Source organism: Variovorax sp. Sphag1AA (assembly GCF_014192575.1).
In the GTDB taxonomy this organism is placed as follows: domain Bacteria; phylum Pseudomonadota; class Gammaproteobacteria; order Burkholderiales; family Burkholderiaceae_C; genus Variovorax.
This window is the reverse complement of record NZ_JACHYC010000006.1, coordinates 200187-218492: the sequence shown is the minus strand read 5'-3', so window position 1 is coordinate 218492 and position 18306 is coordinate 200187. Positions and strand designations below refer to the sequence as shown.

The 18306-nt window shown below is 64.9% G+C and carries 16 protein-coding genes; 4 read left to right on the top strand and 12 right to left on the bottom strand.

Annotation, left to right across the window (positions count from 1 at the left end; all coding sequences use genetic code 11):
* Nucleotides 1-5: 5 nt before the first annotated feature.
* From FHW64_RS23845 to FHW64_RS23810, 8 genes are all read right to left on the bottom strand, one after another.
* Nucleotides 6-896 (bottom strand): ABC transporter permease, encoded by an 891-nt coding sequence (locus tag FHW64_RS23845; protein WP_184530707.1) that lies wholly within the window; start codon nucleotides 894-896, stop codon nucleotides 6-8.
* 1 nt (nucleotide 897) lies between these two features.
* Entirely contained in the window at nucleotides 898-1818 is a 921-nt protein-coding gene (locus tag FHW64_RS23840) for an ABC transporter permease (RefSeq protein WP_184530706.1), read from the bottom strand.
* 13 nt (nucleotides 1819-1831) lie between these two features.
* Nucleotides 1832-3103: a PotD/PotF family extracellular solute-binding protein gene (locus FHW64_RS23835; protein ID WP_184530705.1), complete on the bottom strand. Its 1272-nt coding sequence runs from the start codon at nucleotides 3101-3103 to the stop codon at nucleotides 1832-1834.
* Between the two features lie 75 nt (nucleotides 3104-3178).
* Entirely contained in the window at nucleotides 3179-4291 is a 1113-nt protein-coding gene (locus tag FHW64_RS23830; RefSeq protein WP_184530704.1) for an ABC transporter ATP-binding protein, read from the bottom strand.
* Nucleotides 4292-4366: 75 nt separating this feature from the next.
* Complete coding sequence (locus FHW64_RS23825) at nucleotides 4367-5641, bottom strand: biosynthetic peptidoglycan transglycosylase (protein WP_260306306.1); 1275 nt, start codon at nucleotides 5639-5641, stop codon at nucleotides 4367-4369.
* 7 nt (nucleotides 5642-5648) lie between these two features.
* Nucleotides 5649-6212, bottom strand: coding sequence for a hypothetical protein (locus FHW64_RS23820; RefSeq protein WP_184531099.1), 564 nt, complete (start codon nucleotides 6210-6212; stop codon nucleotides 5649-5651).
* Entirely contained in the window at nucleotides 6202-7071 is an 870-nt protein-coding gene (gene xrtQ / locus FHW64_RS23815; protein ID WP_184530703.1) for an exosortase Q, read from the bottom strand. Before xrtQ ends, FHW64_RS23820 begins: the two co-directional genes overlap by 11 nt.
* A gap of 10 nt (nucleotides 7072-7081) precedes the next feature.
* A complete protein-coding gene (locus FHW64_RS23810; RefSeq protein WP_184530702.1) occupies nucleotides 7082-9148 on the bottom strand; it encodes a VIT and VWA domain-containing protein in 2067 nt (688 codons plus the stop codon).
* 318 nt (nucleotides 9149-9466) lie between these two features.
* Here FHW64_RS23810 and FHW64_RS23805 point away from each other — a divergent pair, with 318 nt between their 5' ends.
* Nucleotides 9467-11848 (top strand): penicillin-binding protein 1A, encoded by a 2382-nt coding sequence (locus FHW64_RS23805; RefSeq protein ID WP_184530701.1) that lies wholly within the window; start codon nucleotides 9467-9469, stop codon nucleotides 11846-11848.
* Between the two features lie 78 nt (nucleotides 11849-11926).
* Nucleotides 11927-12532, top strand: a complete 606-nt coding sequence (locus FHW64_RS23800; RefSeq protein ID WP_184530700.1) for a hypothetical protein — start codon at nucleotides 11927-11929, stop codon at nucleotides 12530-12532.
* On the opposite strand, the gene creC is transcribed toward FHW64_RS23800, so the two are convergent.
* From creC to FHW64_RS23780, 4 genes are all read right to left on the bottom strand, one after another.
* Entirely contained in the window at nucleotides 12526-13965 is a 1440-nt protein-coding gene (gene creC, locus FHW64_RS23795; RefSeq protein ID WP_184530699.1) for a two-component system sensor histidine kinase CreC, read from the bottom strand. The genes FHW64_RS23800 and creC overlap by 7 nt on opposite strands.
* A 4-nt stretch (nucleotides 13966-13969) precedes the next feature.
* Nucleotides 13970-14731 carry a two-component system response regulator CreB gene (creB, locus tag FHW64_RS23790; protein WP_184530698.1) on the bottom strand — a complete coding sequence of 254 codons (762 nt, stop codon included), beginning with the start codon at nucleotides 14729-14731 and terminating at the stop codon, nucleotides 13970-13972.
* A gap of 31 nt (nucleotides 14732-14762) precedes the next feature.
* On the bottom strand, nucleotides 14763-15530 hold the full coding sequence (locus FHW64_RS23785) for a TIGR04325 family methyltransferase (protein ID WP_184530697.1): 768 nt from the start codon (nucleotides 15528-15530) through the stop codon (nucleotides 14763-14765).
* Between the two features lie 112 nt (nucleotides 15531-15642).
* Nucleotides 15643-15837, bottom strand: coding sequence for a heavy-metal-associated domain-containing protein (locus FHW64_RS23780; RefSeq protein ID WP_184530696.1), 195 nt, complete (start codon nucleotides 15835-15837; stop codon nucleotides 15643-15645).
* A gap of 405 nt (nucleotides 15838-16242) precedes the next feature.
* On the opposite strand from FHW64_RS23780, the gene FHW64_RS23775 reads away from it, so the two are divergent.
* On the top strand, nucleotides 16243-16932 hold the full coding sequence (locus FHW64_RS23775; RefSeq protein WP_184530695.1) for a response regulator transcription factor: 690 nt from the start codon (nucleotides 16243-16245) through the stop codon (nucleotides 16930-16932).
* The gene (locus tag FHW64_RS23770) at nucleotides 16929-18299 is read left to right on the top strand and encodes a sensor histidine kinase (protein ID WP_184530694.1); all 1371 of its coding nucleotides are present in this window, start codon (nucleotides 16929-16931) and stop codon (nucleotides 18297-18299) included. The genes FHW64_RS23775 and FHW64_RS23770 overlap by 4 nt, the downstream gene beginning before the upstream one ends.
* Nucleotides 18300-18306: the final 7 nt, after the last annotated feature.

Here is an 18306-nt window from a genome sequence, read left to right as displayed (position 1 = left end):
CCGCATCAGCCCCGCCGCGCGGAACGCCTGCGCAGCAAGGCCGCTGAACCGAGCGCGATGGCCATGACCGCGAAGGACACCACCGTGGTGACCGTGCCGAGCGCGTAGATGGCGGGCGTGGTGACGGTCGAAGTCAGGCCCTGGAGTTCGAGCGGCAAGGTGTTGACGTCGCCGATCGCCTGCGAAGTGCGCGCGATCTCGTCCCAGCTCAGCGTGAAACCGAACATCCCGATGCCCACAACCGACGGCCCGATCAGCGGCAGCACCACGTGCAGGAAGCTCTGCCAGGGCGTCGCGCCGAGATCACGTGCTGCTTCTTCGTATGCCGGGTTGAAGCGGTTGAACACCGCGAACATGATCAGCAGCCCGAAGGGGAGGGTCCACGTCAGATGCGCGCCCAGCGCCGAGGTAAGAAGGCCGAGTGCCGTCCCGTAGTTCTCCAGCGTGCTCGTGGCATCCAGAGCGGTGAGTGCCCCTTTGATGCCACTGTCGAGAAGGCGAAACTGCAAACCGATGCCGAGCGACACGATGATCGACGGCATGATCAGGCTCGCGATGGTGATGAAGAAGAGCGCGTTGCCGCCCTTGAGCTTCTTGCGGAAGGCCAGGCCTGCGAGTACCGAGAGCACGACGGTGAAGAGCATCACCACTGCACCCAGCAGCATCGAGCGCCGGAATGCCGCGCCGATGTCCACTGTGCCGAGCCCCTCTGCGAGCTTGTGGAACCAGTGCAGCGAGACCCCTCGCAACGGAAAGGTGAGGCCGCCCTCAGGCCCCTGGAAGCTCAGCACGAAGATCGTGATCATCGGGCCGTAGAGGAACACCACGAACAGCGCGAACACCACTGCCAGTGGCCAGAAACCGCGACTGCGCCGCTCGCCGATACGGTGACTCAATTCACAGCTCCTTGCGGATGTCCACAAGCCGCGTGAGCGACCAGATGATCATCAGCACCACCGCGAGCAGGATCATCGCGTTGGCCGCGGCAAGCGGGAACTGCAGGTAGGACGTCTGCACCTGGATGATCTTGCCGACCGACGCGATCTGCTGGCCGCCCATCACGCCGATCGTGACGAAGTCGCCCATCACGATGGTGATGACGAAGATCGAGCCGATCAAGATGCCGGTGCGCGAGAGCGGCACGATGACGTTCCACAGCGTCTGCCAGCCCGACGCACCCGAGTCGCTCGCCGCTTCGAGCAGCGATCGATCGATGCGCATCATCGAATTGAAGATCGGCACGATCATGAACATCGTGTAGAGATGCACGAAGGCCAGCACCACCGAGAAGTCCGAGAAGAGCAGCCACTCGATCGGCGAATCGACCACGCCGAGCCACATCAATCCCTGATTGACGAGGCCGTTGCGGCCCAGCAGCGGCACCCACGAGATCATGCGGATCACGTTCGATGTCCAGAAGGGCACCGTGCACAGCACGAAGAGCAGCGTCTGCATCGTGGACGATCGCACGTGGAAGGCAAGGAAGTACGCCACTGCAAAGCCGACCACCAGCGTGATCGCCCACACGAGAACGCAGAACTTGAGCGTGCTCAGATACGTGGACAGCGTGACGCAGAAATCACCGTTGTCCGTGAGATGCGAGCAGCCTTCGAAGATGCTCAGGTAGTTGCGCAGCGACAGCGCGGGGATGAGCTCGTATTCGTTGAAGTTCCACAGGCTGACCATCGCGATCAGCGCCAGCGGAGCGATGAAGAACAGCAGGAACACCAGCGCGAACGGCGCGGCCTGCCACCATGCGCGGATGGTCCGCACAGGTGAGGTGGCATTGGCCGGAGCCGTTGTCGCGATGGCGCTCATGGCCTCAGGAAGCTCAAGCAGCGACGAATTCGTTCCACTTCCGAACCATGTACTCGTTCTCGTCCATGACGGCGTTCCAGCAGGCGATGCCGCCCATGCGCTGCTCGTAGCTGCCGCCGTCACGCACCGCGCCGGCCTTCGCGATCACGTCACCCTGCGGGCTCTTGATGTCCTTCTCCGCGGGCTTGCCTTCCATCCAGTAGGCCCACTCGTAAGGCTCCATCTTGGCCTTGGCGGTCTCGAGCACCGCGCTGTAGTAGCCCTGGCGATTGAGGTACGCACCGGCCCAACCATCGAGGAACCAGTTGATGAACTCGTAGGCGCCGTCGAGCTTGCGGCCCGAGAGCGTCGCGGGCAGGCCGAAGCCCGAGGCCCATGCGCGATAGCCTTCCTTGAGCGGCTGGAACGTGCAATCGATGCCCTTGCTGCGCACCGCAGTGACGGCCGGCGACCACATCGACTGGATCACCACTTCGCCCGAGGCCATGAGGTTCACCGACTCGTTGAAGTCCTTCCACAGCGCGCGGAACTGGCCGGCCTTCTTCGCCTCGATCAGCGTCTTGATCGTGAGGTCGATCTCGGCCTTGGTCATGTTGCCCTTGTCGGCGTACTTGTGAATGCCCTTCGACTCGACCACCATCGCCGCATCCATGATGCCGATCGACGGGATGTTCAGGATCGCCGCCTTGCCCTTGAACTCCGGGTTCAGCAGTTCGGCCCACGAACCGATCGGGCGCTTGATCAGGTCGGGCCGGATGCCCAGCGTGTCGGCGTTGTAGGTGGTCGGGATCAGCGACATGAACTGCGTCGGCGACTTTGCAAAGGCCTTGCTCTTTTCGCCTTCGAGGTAGATCACCTTGATCGGCGCGGTGCCTTGGTCGCCGACCTTCTTGCCCGCCACTTCGCCCTTGGTGAAGAGCGTGGTGATCTTGTCCGCGTTCTTCACGCGCTTGGTGTCGATGCCCTTGAGGTTGCCGGTGGGCACGATCTTCTTGAGCGAGAAGTACTCGGTGTCGATCAGGTCGAAGCTGTTGGGCGCGGTGACGGCGCGCTTGGTCACGTCGTCAGTGGTCACGGCCACGTACTGGATCTCGATGCCGGTGTCGGCCTTGAACTTCTCGGCGATCGCCTTGTCCTGGTTGACCGCCGTGCCGAGGTAGCGCAGCACGATCTTTTCCTGCGCATGGATCGCGGGGAATGCGCCCGCCGCAAGAATGCCCGCGGTGCCCTTCAGCAGCGTGCGGCGTTGCACATCGGTGGAAGAGATTTCAGTTTTTTTGGACATGGTGGGTCTCCGAAGAGCCAGTGGTGGTGAAGGAAAGGGAAATCACGGCCGCCGCGACGCGACGTACGAGGCGGATCACGCTGCCATCGCCGCGAGGGCTGACAACGGCGCCGGTCGGGATGCGGGCGAGCCATTGCCCGAGTCACCCGGCCGCGTGGCGCCCGGGCCGAGGGCACGCGCATCGGCTTCCGACCAGCTCAGGCGCACGCTGTCGCCCACCTCGTAGGGGCGGCCGACGAAGCTTTGCTCCGACAGCAGGACGGAGACGTTGCTGCGTTCCGGGCGCACGCCGGTCAGGCGCAGGCCGATCAGCACGTAGGTGCCCTGGTATTCGATGTCGGTCACATGCGCCGGCACGCCCATTTCGCCGGCGTCGCCGGTGGATGGCGCAATGCGCATGTGGTCGTTGCGCACCGCGATCAGGCCGTCGTTCATCGCAAAGACGTTGTGGCCGCCCATGAAGCGCGCAACGAATTCGCTGGAAGGATGGTTGTAGACCTGATGCGGCGAGCCGACCTGCTCGATCAGCCCGTGATTCATCACCACCATAGTGTCTGCCAGCGCCATCGCCTCTTCCTGCGAGTGCGTGACGTGAATGAAGGTCAGGCCCAGTTCCTTCTGCCAGCGGCGCAGCTCGGCGCGCATCTGGATGCGGAGGAACGGGTCGAGCGCGGAGAGCGGCTCGTCCAGCAGCAGGACGCGCGGCTCCGTGATGAGCGCACGCGCCAGCGCCACGCGCTGCTGCTGACCGCCGGAGAGCTCGGCCGGCTTGCGCTCGGACAGGTGGCCCATCGCGACGCGCTCCAGCAGGTTCTTCGCGCGGCGATGGCGCTCGGTCTTGGTGACGCCTTTCATCTTCAGGCTGAACGCGACGTTGTCCAGTGCCGAAAGATGCGGAAAGAGCGCGAAGCTCTGGAACATCATCGCGGTGCCACGGGCGGCCGCCGGCAGGTTGGTGATGTTCCGGTTGTCCAGCAGGATGTCGCCGGCAGACACCGACTCATGCCCCGCGACCATGCGCAGCGTGGTGCTCTTGCCGCAGCCCGAAGGGCCGAGAAGGCAGCAATAGCTGCCGCTGGCGATGCGCAGGTCGATCTGGTCGACCGCGGGCGGCGCGCCCGCGGCATAGCGCTTGGTCAGCGCGACGATTTCAACGGCTGCGGGCGGTGGGGCGGTGACGGCATCCATCGATGCTGGCATCGCAAGACATATGCCAGCGGTTCGGCGCTCCGGTGCGCCGTCTTGGTGCGCACCTTCAAGGGGTCAGGGCGGGGCGAACTTGGCGCCTGCAACACTCTTCAGCAAGACATCGCGCTGCGCCTTGGTGATGCCGCGCACGCCGTCGGCCACCTTGGTCGCCCGCTCGACGTTGATGTTGCCGTCCTGCTGCCACTTGCGCACTGCCAGTGCCGGATTGGTCAGCATGGATCCGAGCCAGACCGCCTGGACCGGATCCAGGTTGCGCGCGGAGCGCTTGAAATAGGTGCGCGCCGCGGTCTCCGCGCCGCAGATGCGTGCACCCCACGGCGCGTTGTCGAGGTAGAGCTGCAGGATGCGCGCCTTGCCCAGCGTCTGCTCCATCTCGACCGCGTAGAGCAGTTCGCGCAGCTTGCGGTCGGCGTTCTGCTGGCCACCGGTCACGAGGATCTTGGCGAGCTGCTGGGTGATGGTGCTGCCGCCGCGCTCGGTGCGCGACGCCTTCTGGTTGGCCTCGAGCGAAGCCGCGAGCTCGGTCAGGTCGTAACCGGGGTGATTGAAAAAGCGCTGGTCTTCGGCCGAGATCACCGAGCGGGCGAGCCAGCTTTCGCTGCTCAGGCGACTCGCCGGGCCACAACTCGTGGCCGCATTCGCGATCGCCTCGGTGCCGAGGCCTTCGACCGTGAAGCCCTCGATCTGGGGTGTCAGCGAATAGGTGCCGGCCGGCAGGGTCACATGCGCGCGCAGGCCCATGGTGCCCCCGATGCGCGCGCGCTTCAGCTCGGGCAGGTCGGGCGCGAGCACTGCGTACCAATGGGCAATCGGCGCGCTGTCGGCGCGGATGTCGAGTTGCAGGTTCTTCTGCGTGAGCCGGCCGTCCCAGCGTCCGTGCAGCACGACGTCGCCCGTGCCTTCGGTCGTGACTGCGCCCGGCGCGGAGGCTTCGAGCAGGCCGCTGAGGGTGCCTGCATCGCGCCGCACTGTCGCCTTGAGTCGATCGACGTGGATCGGCGTCTTGCCCAGCGAGGGCACGGTGGCGCTGCACGGCGCGCATTGCAGTTCGAGCGTTGCGGTGGGTTCGTTCCAGCCGAATTGCACCGAGCCGAAGCTGGTCTCGACGGTGCGGCCCGCGATCCACGGCGCGAACCACGACGAGGTGGCAAGCCGGATGGCGGTCGGCACGCCGACGTCCACCGAAACCGGACCGACCTTGACCCGCGCAGGCCATTCGTCAGGACCGGGCGCGAGCGACAGCCGCAGGATCAGGTACGCGGCGATGCCGGCCGTCAACACCAGGGCCAGGGTCGCGAAAAGCAGGTAAAGCAGGGCCTTTTTCAGCAAATCTCTCTCACTCGATAGTTCTCGCCGACGTGACAGCTTGCCAAGGGCCGTTGGACCGTCCGCTGGCTGCTGCCCAGTACCAGGCTGAAGTGTCGGTGAAAGCGGCCCCCTGGGCATCGACGATGCGCTCGCAGACGCGCATTTTCTGCACGCCGTGTCGCTCGGCGACGAAACAGCGCCACAGTCGGGCATGAACGTCCTGCTCCAGGCGCGCCTGCGCGATGCCATAGCCCAACGCGCGATAGCAGTCGGCGGCCGGATGCAGCATGCGAGTGGGGGTGTCGACGCGGCGCATCACCAGCATCTGGCGGCCGTCGGTCATGCGCGCGATCGCACCGGGAAAGCGGTCGGCGAAGCGATGTTCCACCTCGCTGAGCGCCAGCGGCTGCAGCGGCCGGCCATCCCATTCGTTCGGCCATTCCTGGAAGACTGCTGCCGCTGGCGGCTGCGCATCGGCCTGAAGCGCCGACGCGAGCGACCAGAACATGCACAGCAGCATTGCCGAAGCGAAGGCCGCCTTGTGCGCGATGCGATTGACGAAGCGGTTGGCGAACCAGCGTTCAAAGAGCATCGACACGGCGGCCTCCTGTAGTCATCACCCGTGCGATGCCTCCGCACACCAGCGCGAGAAGGACGAGCCCGAAGCCGTCGTGCAGCCACGCCGGTGGTACATGCCCTGCGGCTTCGAGCGCCACCAGGACGCTGTTGCGCACGATGTTCCCGCCGAGCACCAACAGCCCGATGGCTGGCAGCCGCGCCAGAAAACTGCGTCCATCGCGCCCCGACCACAGCGCGACCACGCAGGCCGTGAAGTAGCCGAACCATGCCATCTGCACGCCGGAGCAGGGCGCATCGACGATCACGAGTTGCCCGTCGACGAGAAGGCTGCTGCCCTCGCGCGCCACACTGAAGCCCGTCATCAGCAGCCAACGACTGGCTTCGGCGGTGATCACGCGCAGCGGATAGCCCGCGTAGAACTGCAACGACGAGAGCAGCGGCAGTGCCAGCAGGGCGAGCAGCGCCACCGGCAAACCTGCGACTCGCCGGGGCAGGAAGGCGAGCAGTCCGCAGGCCATCGCCAGCACGGCGAGCAACGCAGCAACCAGCGGCGGCATCGCCGGCAACGGGCCCAGGCCCGTGCGAAGCAGCGCTGCGCTCAGCGTGCCGAAGCTTGCGATGGCGAGCCAGCCGAGGCGCGGTGCAGGACGCAGCTCGCTTCGAACGCTCCACACGAGCATGGCAAGCGCTGCCAGCGCCAGAAGGCCCAGCGGATCGTCCGATCCGTCGTGCATGCGACGCGCCATCCAGATCCAGTGCGGCATCAGGGCGCCCGCCTGCAGTGCGAGCCAGCCGGCTGCCGGTGCGCGATCGAGGCGGATGCCCCAGTCGATGACGCGCGGGTGGGTTTGGGCGAGTACGGCAAGTGACATGTCTTGCTCCTCAGGCCGTGAACCGGCGTGGGTCATTGCGACGTGCGCGGCGGCGCAGCATCGCGAGCATCGAGATGACGACCGCGATCGCCCCGAGCGTCTCGGGTTCGGGCGTGCTCGGCACTTCGGCGCCGAGACTCTGCCCCACTGCCAGTTCGCTCACACCCTTGGGGAGAGGCACCGGCTGGTCGACGCCGACGCTGTTCTGCGGTGCAACGTTGCGCACCAGCTTGTCCACCGCGATGAAGCTCGTGTATTGCGTGAGCAGGCTGTAGCGCAATCCCAGATCGGTGATCCGCTTGCGATAGTCGTCGCCACCTTCCAGCGCCTCCTGGTCGCTCAGGCTCGCGATGCGATGACGTGCCCACAGGCTGCGCAGCGCCGCGGCATCTTTGCGCGCTTGCGAGTCGACCTTCAGTTCCTGACGATATGGCCCGTTGGCACTCCGGCCTTCGATGATCAGGCGGCCCTTCGCCTCGCCGCGCCATTTGCCGAAGACGATCACCGGTCGTTCGCCGAGCACATCGGGCAATGCGCCCGGTTCGACGTCGTAGACATCCAGTCCCTCGAAGCGCGCCTTCACGCTGGTAAGCACCGGCGATTCGATCATCCGGCGGAAGCGCGCGGCCTGCTCGGGCGCCTGCACCGCGTCGGTGATGACGAAAGGCTCGCCCATGCCGGCGCGCGCAAGGCCTTCCATCAGGTGCCGGTTGACCGACGAGCCAATGCCGAAGGCGAAGAGATTGGCTTTCGAAAGGTTCTTGCGCACCAGCTCGAAGGCCTCGCGCTCGACGGTGACGTAGCCGTCGGTCACGACCACGATGGTCCGCGACACATCGTCGGCCTTCGGTTCGGCATAGGCGCGCTTCAGCGCGGGGATCAGCTCGGTGCTGCCACTGCCGCTGTAGTTGCGAATGGTCGCGAGCGCCTGCTCGATATTGGCACGCGTGGCAGGCACCGAGTGCGGCGAGAGCATGCGGTTGCTGCCCGAGAACAGCAGCACGTTGAAGCTGTCGCTCGGACGCAATCCGCCGATGAGCCGCTCCAGAGTGGCCTTCGCGGTGTCCAGCGGAAATCCGTGCATCGAGCCCGAGATGTCGACCACGAAGATGTAGTCGCGCGGCGAGATGACGTTCGCGGGAACCGACTTGGGCGGCTCGACCATCGCGAGGAAGAAGTTCTCGGCATTCTCTCCGTGGCCTTCATAGAGCATCAGGCCCGACTCGATGCGCTCGCCCGCAAGCCGGTAGTCGAGCACGAAGTCGCGGTTGTCAGCCGGGCCGCTGCTACGTGCGAGCGTGATGTCCGCGTGCTCGTCACCGTCGCGGCGCTGCACGTCGATGTCGTGCGTGAGCGAGCGCACTTCCTTGATGCCCAGCGGCGTGTCTAGGGCGACCTTCAGCTTGAAGCTCGTGTTCGGCTCGACGCCCGCACGCAGGATGGGCTGCGCAACCCATCGCGCCTGCGCGTTCTCCGATTGCGGGCTGTTGTAGCGCGGGCCCACCACCGTCGGAAAGACGAACTGGTAATTGCCAGCCTGCGGCACGAGCAGTTCGGTGTAGCGCAGCTCGACCTTCACGTCGTCGCCCGGCAGGATGTTCGCGACATTCATCTGGAACACGTTGGGCAGGTGCTGCTCCAGCAATGCGGCCGTCTTGCCTTCCTTCTTCGCCGTGTCGTATTCGATGCGCGCCTGTTCCTTCTCGCGGATCTGCGCGGTGATGAGGCGATCCGCCAGACGCACATTGAGACCACTCACTGCCGCCTTCGTCGAGCCGGGGAAAACATACCGCGCCTCGATCGGGCGCTTGCCTTCGTTGCGATAGGTCTGCGTGACGGTCACGTCCGCGATCACGCCGGAGATCTTCACATCGACCTCCGTGCCCTTGAGCGGCAGGCGGTCGACTTCCGGGTCGTCGCTCTTCACGAAGAAGTACGGGCTCTCGGTCTTCAGGCGCGGGCCCGGCGCTTCCTGCGAATGCACGGGCCGTGCGAGCAGCAGGGCGAAGCAGGTGGTGGCCAGGCTCAGCGTGCCAAGCCAGAGCCAGCGGCCGGGGCGGAGTATGGAAGCTTCCATGACGTTGGTCCTTGTCCCTCGATGGGTGTCGTGCAACGGTGCACGTCAGCAATGTCGAGGGGGACCTTGAAGGCAGTTGGAAGCCTGTTTGAAGCCGCCGGCGCTGTGTGAAGTCTGTGTGAAGTCCGGCCCGCAGGGTCTTCACACGCGCTTCCGCCAGGGCGGTCAGCATTAGGGCGTCATCCCTTTTGAATTCCGGCCCGGGAACTGGAAAATGCAGAGTTGCTCCTATCCGGGCCGGCGGCGCTATCTGACTGATAGCAAATGTATGACTCTGTAAAAGAGTATTCCGAGAATCCTGCGTCGGTCCCCATCCACATGTCGAAACCTTCTTCTTCCAGCGAGCAAGCGCGCAAGGCTCCCCCGAGCCCACTGCGTCGCATTGCCATCTGGGGCGGCGCCGCGATTGCGGCAGGCGCCCTCGTCGTGATGATCGGCGCGGCGACCGCGGTTGCGGTGATCTATCCGAAGCTCCCGAGCGTCTCCGACCTGGCCGACTATCGACCCAAGCTGCCGCTGCGCGTGTTCGCGGCGGATGGCAGCCTGATCGGCGAGTTCGGCGAAGAGCGCCGCAATCTCACGCCCTTCGCGGACATTCCGAAGGTGATGAAGGACGCAGTGCTCGCGGTCGAGGACGCGCGCTTCTACGACCACGGCGGCGTGGACTACAAGGGCTTCGTGCGCGCGGCCTTCTCCAGCCTGCGCGGCGGCCGGCAGCAGGGCGCCTCCACGATCACGATGCAGGTCGCACGCAACGTGTTCCTGAGCTCCGAACGCACGCTGAGCCGCAAGGCCTACGAGATCCTGCTGTCGATGCAGCTCGAGCGCGAGCTCACGAAGGACCAGATCCTCGAGATCTACCTGAACCAGATCTACCTCGGCAATCGCGCCTACGGCTTCGCGGCCGCCGCCGAGACCTACTTCGGCAAGCCGCTCCAGAAAGTGACCATCGCCGAAGCCGCGATGCTCGCGGGCCTGCCCAAGGCACCAGGCACCAACAACCCCGTGGCCAATCCGCGCCGCGCGCGCGCACGGCAGCTCTACGTGATCGATCGCATGCAGGAGACCGGCTTCATCACAGCCGAGCAGGCAGCGCAGGCCAAGCAGGAAGAACTGCATCTGCGCGATGCGGCCGACCCCGATCGCCTGCATGCCGAGTACGTGGCGGAGACGGTCCGGCAGATGATGCATGCGCAGTACGGCGACAGCATCTACACCAGCGGGCTCAAGGTCTACACCTCGCTCGATTCGGCCGACCAGGCAGCGGCTTATCGGTCGCTGCGTCGCGGCATCCTCGATTACGAACGGCGCCAACCCTATCGCGGCCCCGAAGCCTTCGCCGACCTGCCGGACGATGCGAAGGAACTCGACGATGCAGTCGACGACGCGCTCGCCGACCACCCGGACAACGGCGACCTGGTCGCGGCCGTGGTGCTCGAGGCCAGCCCGAAGGAAGTCACTGCGGTGCGTGCGAACGGCGAAACACTGCAGATCTCTGGCGAAGGCCTGCGGCCTGCCCAGTCGGGCCTCGCTGCCAAGGCACCTGCCGCGATCAAGATCCGCCCGGGTGCCGTCATCCGCGTCGCAAAGATGGCCAAGGGCGGATGGGAAATCACTCAGGTGCCCGAGGTCGAAGGCGCGTTCATCGCCATGGACCCGAAGAGCGGTGCGATCAAGGCACTCGTGGGTGGCTTCGACTTCGGACGCAGCAAGTTCAACCACGTCACGCAGGCATGGCGCCAGCCGGGTTCGAGCTTCAAGCCCTTCATCTACTCGGCCGCGCTGGAGAAGGGCTTCGCGCCGAGCACCATCGTCAACGACGCACCGATCTCCTTCGAGGCCGGTCCCGGTGGACAGGCCTGGGAGCCGAAGAACTACGACGGCACCTACGACGGCCCGATCACGCTGCGCCGCGCGCTGCAGCAGTCGAAGAACATGGTGACGATCCGCGTGCTGCAGTCCATCGGCGTCGACTACGCGCAGGACTGGGTCACCCGCTTCGGCTTTGATCGCGACAAGCAACCCGCCAATCTGCCGATGGCGCTGGGTGCAGGTTCGGTCACGCCGATGCAGATGGCGGCCGGGTACTCCGTATTTGCCAATGGCGGCTATCGCGTGAATCCGTATCTGGTCACGCGCGTCACCGACATGAAGGACAAGGTCCTGCTCGAAACCGAAGCACCGGTACTCGACGAAAGCCGCCGCGCGATTCCCGAGCGCAATGCCTTCGTCATGGGTTCGCTGCTCCAGAGCGTGGTGAAGGGCGGCACGGCTGCCAAGGCCGGCCAGGCGCTGCGCCGCAGCGACCTTTTCGGCAAGACCGGCACGACCAACGATTCGTTCGATACCTGGTTCGCGGGCTTCCAGCCGTCGATGGTGGGTGTGGCCTGGATCGGCTACGACACGCCCCGTCAGCTCGGCGTGCGTGGCGAAACCGGTGGCAGCCTGAGCCTGCCGATCTGGATCGGCTTCATGCAGACCGCGTTGAAGGGTGTGCCGGTGACTGAACCACGCGCGCCTGGCGGGCTCGCCAATATCGATGGCGAGTGGTACTTCGACGAGTTCGGCCCCGGCCATGGCGTCGCAAGCCTGGGTGTCGACACGCAGGCGCCGACATCGGCCGAAGCGCTCGCCGGTGCACCAGTCGGTCCGCCGCCAGTTGCAGAGGAACGCAGCCGCATCCTCGACTTCTTCCGATAGGCCGTCGCCGAGGCGCGAAATGCACGAAAGGGGATGTGGAGCTATCTACACTCCACATCCCCTTTCTCACATCCGGCCATGGAATTCCTCATCCTGGCGACGATCGTCCTCATCGGCGCGTCCATCCTCAAGTCGGCAGACCAGCGCCGTCGCATCGCTTTGCTCGGCAGCCATCTGGGCAACTACCAGATCGAGAAGCTGATGGAAAACCTCACCGAAGGCTACCTGCGGTGCCTGGGCGAAGACGATCCGGAGCGCCGCGCACAGATCTGGGCGCTGCTCGACGACACCGAACGCAAGCTGTCGATGCAGTTCAGCAACTTCGCCTCCGAGTTCTCGCGCGTCGACGAAAAGGAAGCGCGCGTCAGCACCTTGCCGATCTCGCTTCCCTACGCGACTCAATTCCTTCCTGCAGCGACGTTCGACGTGCGCAAGGCTTTCGCGATCCACGCGCGCGGCATCGCGGAAGTGGCGCAGAACGACGTGCACCGGACGCAGAAGGCCAAGGCCTACATGATGTCCGCGGAGCTCTTCCTGATGCAGCACACCTGCCACTGGTTCTGCAAGTCGAAGGCGATTGCTTCGGCCCGCATGCTCGCGCGGCACAAGACCGCCTACCAGCAACTCATCGATTCGGTCAGCCCGGGCACGCGCAACGCGTACCTCGCCCTCACCCGTCAGTGATTCGCGAGCAGCGGCAGCGTGAGCGTCGCTTGCGCTCCGCCGCGCGGTGCATTGACGAGTTCGACACGACCCCGATGCAACGTGGCGATCTCCTTGACGAAAGCCAACCCGAGGCCGGTGCTCTTCTTCTGGCTGTGCGGGCGTGCCAGCGAATAGAACTTCTCGAACACCTTGTCCTTCGCGAAGTCGGGGATGCCCTTGCCGCGATCGCGCACGGTGATCCGCGCCCTCCGTCCTTCCGCTTCCAGCGCGAGCAGCACCTCCGCGCCATCCGGTGAAAAATCGATCGCGTTGTCGAGCAAGTTGCTGATCGCGCGGCGAAGCAGGAAAGGGTCGCCTTCCACGCGCGCTTCGTTGTGAATCGCCACGTTGATGCGGATGTCCCGCTTCGATGCCGCGGCCTGCGCGCCGGTGCCGATGTCGCGCAGCAAGGGTGCGAGCGCGACCGGCTCGCTGCGTTCGAGTGCTCGCCGCGTCTCGAGGGCCGTGAGCTCCATCATGCGATCGACGATCTCCTGGATGCGCTGTGTCTCGTGCGCGATATTGGCAAGAAAGCGTTCGCGCTCAGCTTGCGGCATCGAAGGTTCCTGGATCAGCTCTGCCGCGCCGCGGATCGCAGAAAGCGGGCTCTTCACTTCGTGCGTGAAGGTCTGCACGTAGTCGGCGACGTAGTTGCGACCCGTGAGCGCATCGCGCATTTCACGCAGCCCACCGCGAAGCGTGTCCACCGCACGCCGGATCATGCGAGACAGGCTCAGGCTGCGTTGATTGCGTAGCCATCCCACGTAGTCAGAGATAAGTCCGAAGGGCCGAACGAGCCAGATCGACACGATGATCGCGAGCACCAGCAGCGCCAAGGCCGAGCCGGCACCGACCCACAGCGTGCGCGCGCGTGCGTCTTCGACGAATTGCCCGAAGCTGCGCACCGGCTTGCCGACAGTGACCACGCCGACGATTTCGTTGCCCCAGCGGATCGGCGCGCCGACGTACATCACCGAAGTGAGCGGATCACCTGCGATGTCGCGCGAAGTGCGCGCGCCGTAGACGCCGGCCAGCGAGCGGCTGACGTCGGGGCGCTGCGAATAGTCTGCGCCAGTGCTTCGCCCGAGGGAATCGAACAGCACGCGGCCCGTTCGATCGGTGACGTACATGCGCAGCTCCACGTGGCGCTTATGCAGGTTGTAGATCTGCGCCGAGAACTGTCGCGCGTAGACCGAGCGGAACAGAGGGTCGAGCCGGGAGACATTGATCGCGCCTGCAATCACGTCCTGCTCGATCAGGCTTGCCATCAACTGGGATGTCTCGACCAGCGACTCCTCCGCCGACTCCCGGTAGCGCGGATCGATGTCCGCCACCACGCGGTAGAGCAGGAAGGCGATCCCGACCGTATAGATCAGCAGGATGCCGATGAAGATGCGAGTTCTGCGCGTCACCCTGTCACGCGCCCGACGGAAGCTCTTCGTTCAGCGCATAGCCGGTGCCGCGCAGGGTGCGGATCGGTTCGACGTCCGGCGCGATCGCCTTGAGCTTGGCTCGCAGGGTCTTGATATGCGCATCGACCGTGCGGTCGAAGCTCTCGCTCGACTCGTCCCACACGAGACGCAGCAGCTCGTCGCGCGTGAAGACGCGGCCCGGTCGCTGGACCATCAGCCGCAACAAGCCGTATTCGTAGCGGGAGAGTTCGAGCAAGCGGCCGTAGTAGCGGATCTGCATGCGTTCGGTGTCGACCGCGAACGGCACGGTGGGCGAATGGGTGGTTGCAGGCGCGGTTGCTGCCGTCGACGCCGCCACCGCCGGTGCAGGGGCGGTCTGTCCATTGCGCCCACTTCGCCGCAGGATGGTCCGCACCCGTGCCACCAGCTCGCGCGGAGAAAACGGCTTAGCAACATAGTCGTCCGCGCCCAGTTCGAGCCCGACCACGCGATCGATCTCGTCGCTGCGCGCGGTGAGGAACAGCATCGGCACCTCGGCACCACCTGGCAGCGCCTGCAGCCGCTTGAACAGCTCGAAGCCGTTCATGTCGGGCAGGCCGATGTCCAGAATCGCGAGCGCGGGCGGCTCGGCGGTGAATTGCGCAATCGCCTCCTGCGCAGTCGGGCACCAGACCGGCGCAAAGCCGTCGGTGCGCAACACGTATTGCAGGGTGTCGGCAATGCCGGATTCGTCTTCGGCGATCAGGATCCGGGGGTTGAAAAGCATGGCCCGGATGGTAGCCCGCAGCCGCGCGGGCTCAGCTCAAGTCGAAGCAGCAGCCTGCGTAGTAGGGCTGGTCTCCGCCTTCGACGAAGGGCACCTCGATCGGCTTGCCCTCGTTGCGCCACGCGTCGCGGCGCACATAGCCCGCCTCCGTCAGATCCGCAAAGAGTCGGTCATGGTGCTCGATGCGATACGGGCATACCGCCACGCCGATGCTGTTCAGCGTGTAGAGCGTCTTTTCGGGATGGACCGCCGCCGTGTTGATGATGATGCGCTTGGGCTTCACCGGCAGCTCGGCCAGGATCTCTGACAGCCGCTGCGGGAGGTACTGCAGGCTGCCCGATGCATACAGGAGGTCGCAGCCGCTCGCGTTGCGGAAATCAGTCGTGAAGTCCAGTTGGCTGGCGACCTGACGCTGCTCTGCGACTTCCGCGCCGGCCTTGATCACGCCCGGCACATCGCAAACGGTCCAGTGCAAGTCCGCCGGATAGTTCAGCACGCGCCGGAACGCGTAGTACTTGATGCCGATGTGCCCGCCCAGGTCGAACACGGTGCGCAGGCCACTGTCCAGCGACCGGCCCAGCCAGAAGAGGGCAGGGTAGTCGTAGAAGTAGATCTGGTGGCTGTAGAGGTTGGCAGCCTCGGGGGTGTCGTAGCCCACCGTCTTGCCGACCGGCGCATGGGCCTGGGCGTCCGCGAAGCTTGCGAAAGAACCCATGAACAGGTTCTCGTCCCGGTTTTCCAGGAATTTGCGGCGGTACGTGGATTCGCGAACCGAGGAAGGCAGAAGGCTGGAAAGCATGGCACCTCGTTGATGTCAGCAGAAATGACACATTTTGCACGTTGAAACATAAAGTATTCAACTGCTGGTGAGGTTTCCGAGCTTACCGGCCCTCCAAGACAGGGAGTTGTTGTTACTTCGCCTGATATCCGGCGTTTTCGATGGCCACGATGATGTCCGTGCGCGGGTGCTGGCTCACGACATCTACATGACCCGTCTCGAGGTCGACCGTGACCTGAGCCTTGGGATCGATCGCTTGCACCGCGTTCTGCACCAAATTGGCGCAGTGCCCGCAGCTCATGCCGGTGACCTGAAATTTCTGGCTCATCGGAGTGGCTCCTTTCGTACTGGATGACGGAACTGCTAGTTTGAACCTTCTCACCATGGCAATGTCCAGCCCGTGGGCGCTGGCGCGCGGAAATCCACGGCTGTTCCTATTCCTCTCCTATTTCTCTTATTCAAATTAGTAGTAGTAGATAAGGGTCGCATGCTGCTGTGGATATATCGTTTTTTTCCTTTGCCGACAGGGACTTGCTGTGTCCTGTTCGCTGTGCGCAGCCGCGCTTCCGTGGTGTAGCGTCAACTCGAACAACTCTGCAAAACGCGACGGACCTGTGGACAACCTATGGCTTGTGCCGAAACTGTCCCCAGAGTTGTGCTTTGACAGACGTCGTTGAATGCGTGTACATGCTGTACAAACACAACCCCTTAGTTTTCTCCACCTGCTAGAGCTATGCGAATCCTCCTGGTCGAAGACGACGCGGTACTGCGTGGCGTGATGCTGCGCAGCCTTGGCGATGCGGGACACCGCGTCGATGTGGCGGCGAGCGTCGAAGAAGCTGAGCACTTGTGGCGCGTGCAGACCTTCGACGCGGTGCTTCTGGATCTGAACCTGCCGGCCACGCCCAGCCCGACCAGCGGACTCTCCAGTGGTCTGACCGCGTTGCGGCACGCGCGCCAACGCGGCGACCGGACGCCGGTCCTGATCCTGACTGCGCGCGATCGCACTGAAGAACGAATCGCCGGCCTGGACGCGGGTGCCGACGACTATCTCGGCAAGCCTTTCGATCTCGCGGAAGTGGAAGCGCGTCTTCGTGCACTGGTGCGGCGCGCCCAAGGCACGGAGGACATTTCCACCCTCGGCAAGCTGCGGCTCGACCGTCGCGCGCGGCGCTTCGGCATCGGCAACGTGCCGCTCGATCTGCCGGCGCGCGAATTCGAGGTGCTGTGGGAACTCATGAGCCCGCCCGGCCGGACCATCAGCAAGCGCGAACTGTCGGACAAGCTATCGAGCTTCGACGATTCGCTGGGTGACAACGCGCTCGAGGCCTTCATCTCGCGGCTGCGCAAGAAGCTGGTTGGCAGCGGCGCGGCGATCCGGACCTTGCGCGGCATCGGCTATCTGCTGGAAGCCGAAGTGTGACGGTGACGCCGCCGCGCACGCACGCCGCGCCGTCCCTGACCACGCGGGTGCTGCGAGGCGTGTTGCTGCCGCTGGCGCTGACCTGGTTTCTCGGCACGGCGGTCGCGCTGTATCTGGCGAGCTATTTCACGCGGCAGGCCTTCGATCGCGCGCTGCTCGACGATGCCTTTGCGATATCGGCCAACGTTCGTTCGGGAGAGCACGGCATCGAGCTGCCGCTGTCGCCCCGCGAAGTCACGAACATGCTTTTCGACCAGGACGAGCAGGTGTTCTTCGCGGTGCTGCGGCCCGATGGATCCCTGCTCGCCGGCAATCAGGGGCTGACGGCGCCGCTGCCGGAAGAAGGTGCGCGGCATCGCTTCTCGCATGTGGTCTACGAGGGCCAGTCGCTCCGGGCGGTGGTGATGAATCATGACGAGCCCGATGTCTTCAGCGTCGTGGTGGCGCAGACCACCACCGCGCGGGGTGTCCTGATCGAGAGACTGCTGGTCTATTCGATCGCGCCGCAGATCGTGCTGCTGGTACTGCTTGCGACGTGGTTGTGGCGCCGCATCCGGCATGAGCTTCGGCCGCTCGGCGAACTGAGGCAAACGCTGGAAAAGCGGAACGCGAGCGACCTGAAGCCGGTTCCCGTCGCAAGGAGTTCGCGAGAGCTGGAGCAATTGGGCGACACGCTCAATGCGCTGCTCGAAAGGCTTGCGCAGAGTGCCTCCGCGCAGCGGGAGTTCGCGGGCAACGTCGCGCATGAACTGCGCACGCCGCTCGCGGGCATCCGTGCGCTCGCGGACTATGGTCTCGCGCAACAGAAGCCCGAGGTATGGCGCGAGCAACTCAAGGAGATCGCGACCAGCCAGGCGCGTGCCAGCCATCTGGTCGATCAGTTGTTGGCGTTGGCGTTGGCCAACGAAAGGCGAACGGGCTTGCAGCAGCAGGCGGTGCGTCTCGATGAGCTGATCCGCCATACCGTGCTGCGCCATCTGGCGCGCGCCGACGCCAAGGGCGTCGACCTGGGCGCGAAGGGCATCGACGAGCCGGTCACGGTGCAGGCGAGCATGGCGCTGGTCGAAGGCACGCTCGACAACCTGATCGACAACGCACTGCGCTACGGCGGGCACACGATCACCATCGAACTTGACGGCAGGACCATGAGCGTCATCGACGACGGCCCCGGAATCCCCGACGCTGCCCAGCGCGATCTGATGGAGCGATGGATGCAGGGGCCTGAGGGCCAGAAGCTGGGTGAAGGCGCAGGGCTCGGCCTGGCGATCGTGGCGCGCTACGCGAAGCTGCTCGGTGCCGAGCTCAGCTTCGCGAAGGCTTCGGAAGAAGGCGGCTTGCGCGTCAGCCTGGCTTTCGGGCCTGACTGACGCGAAC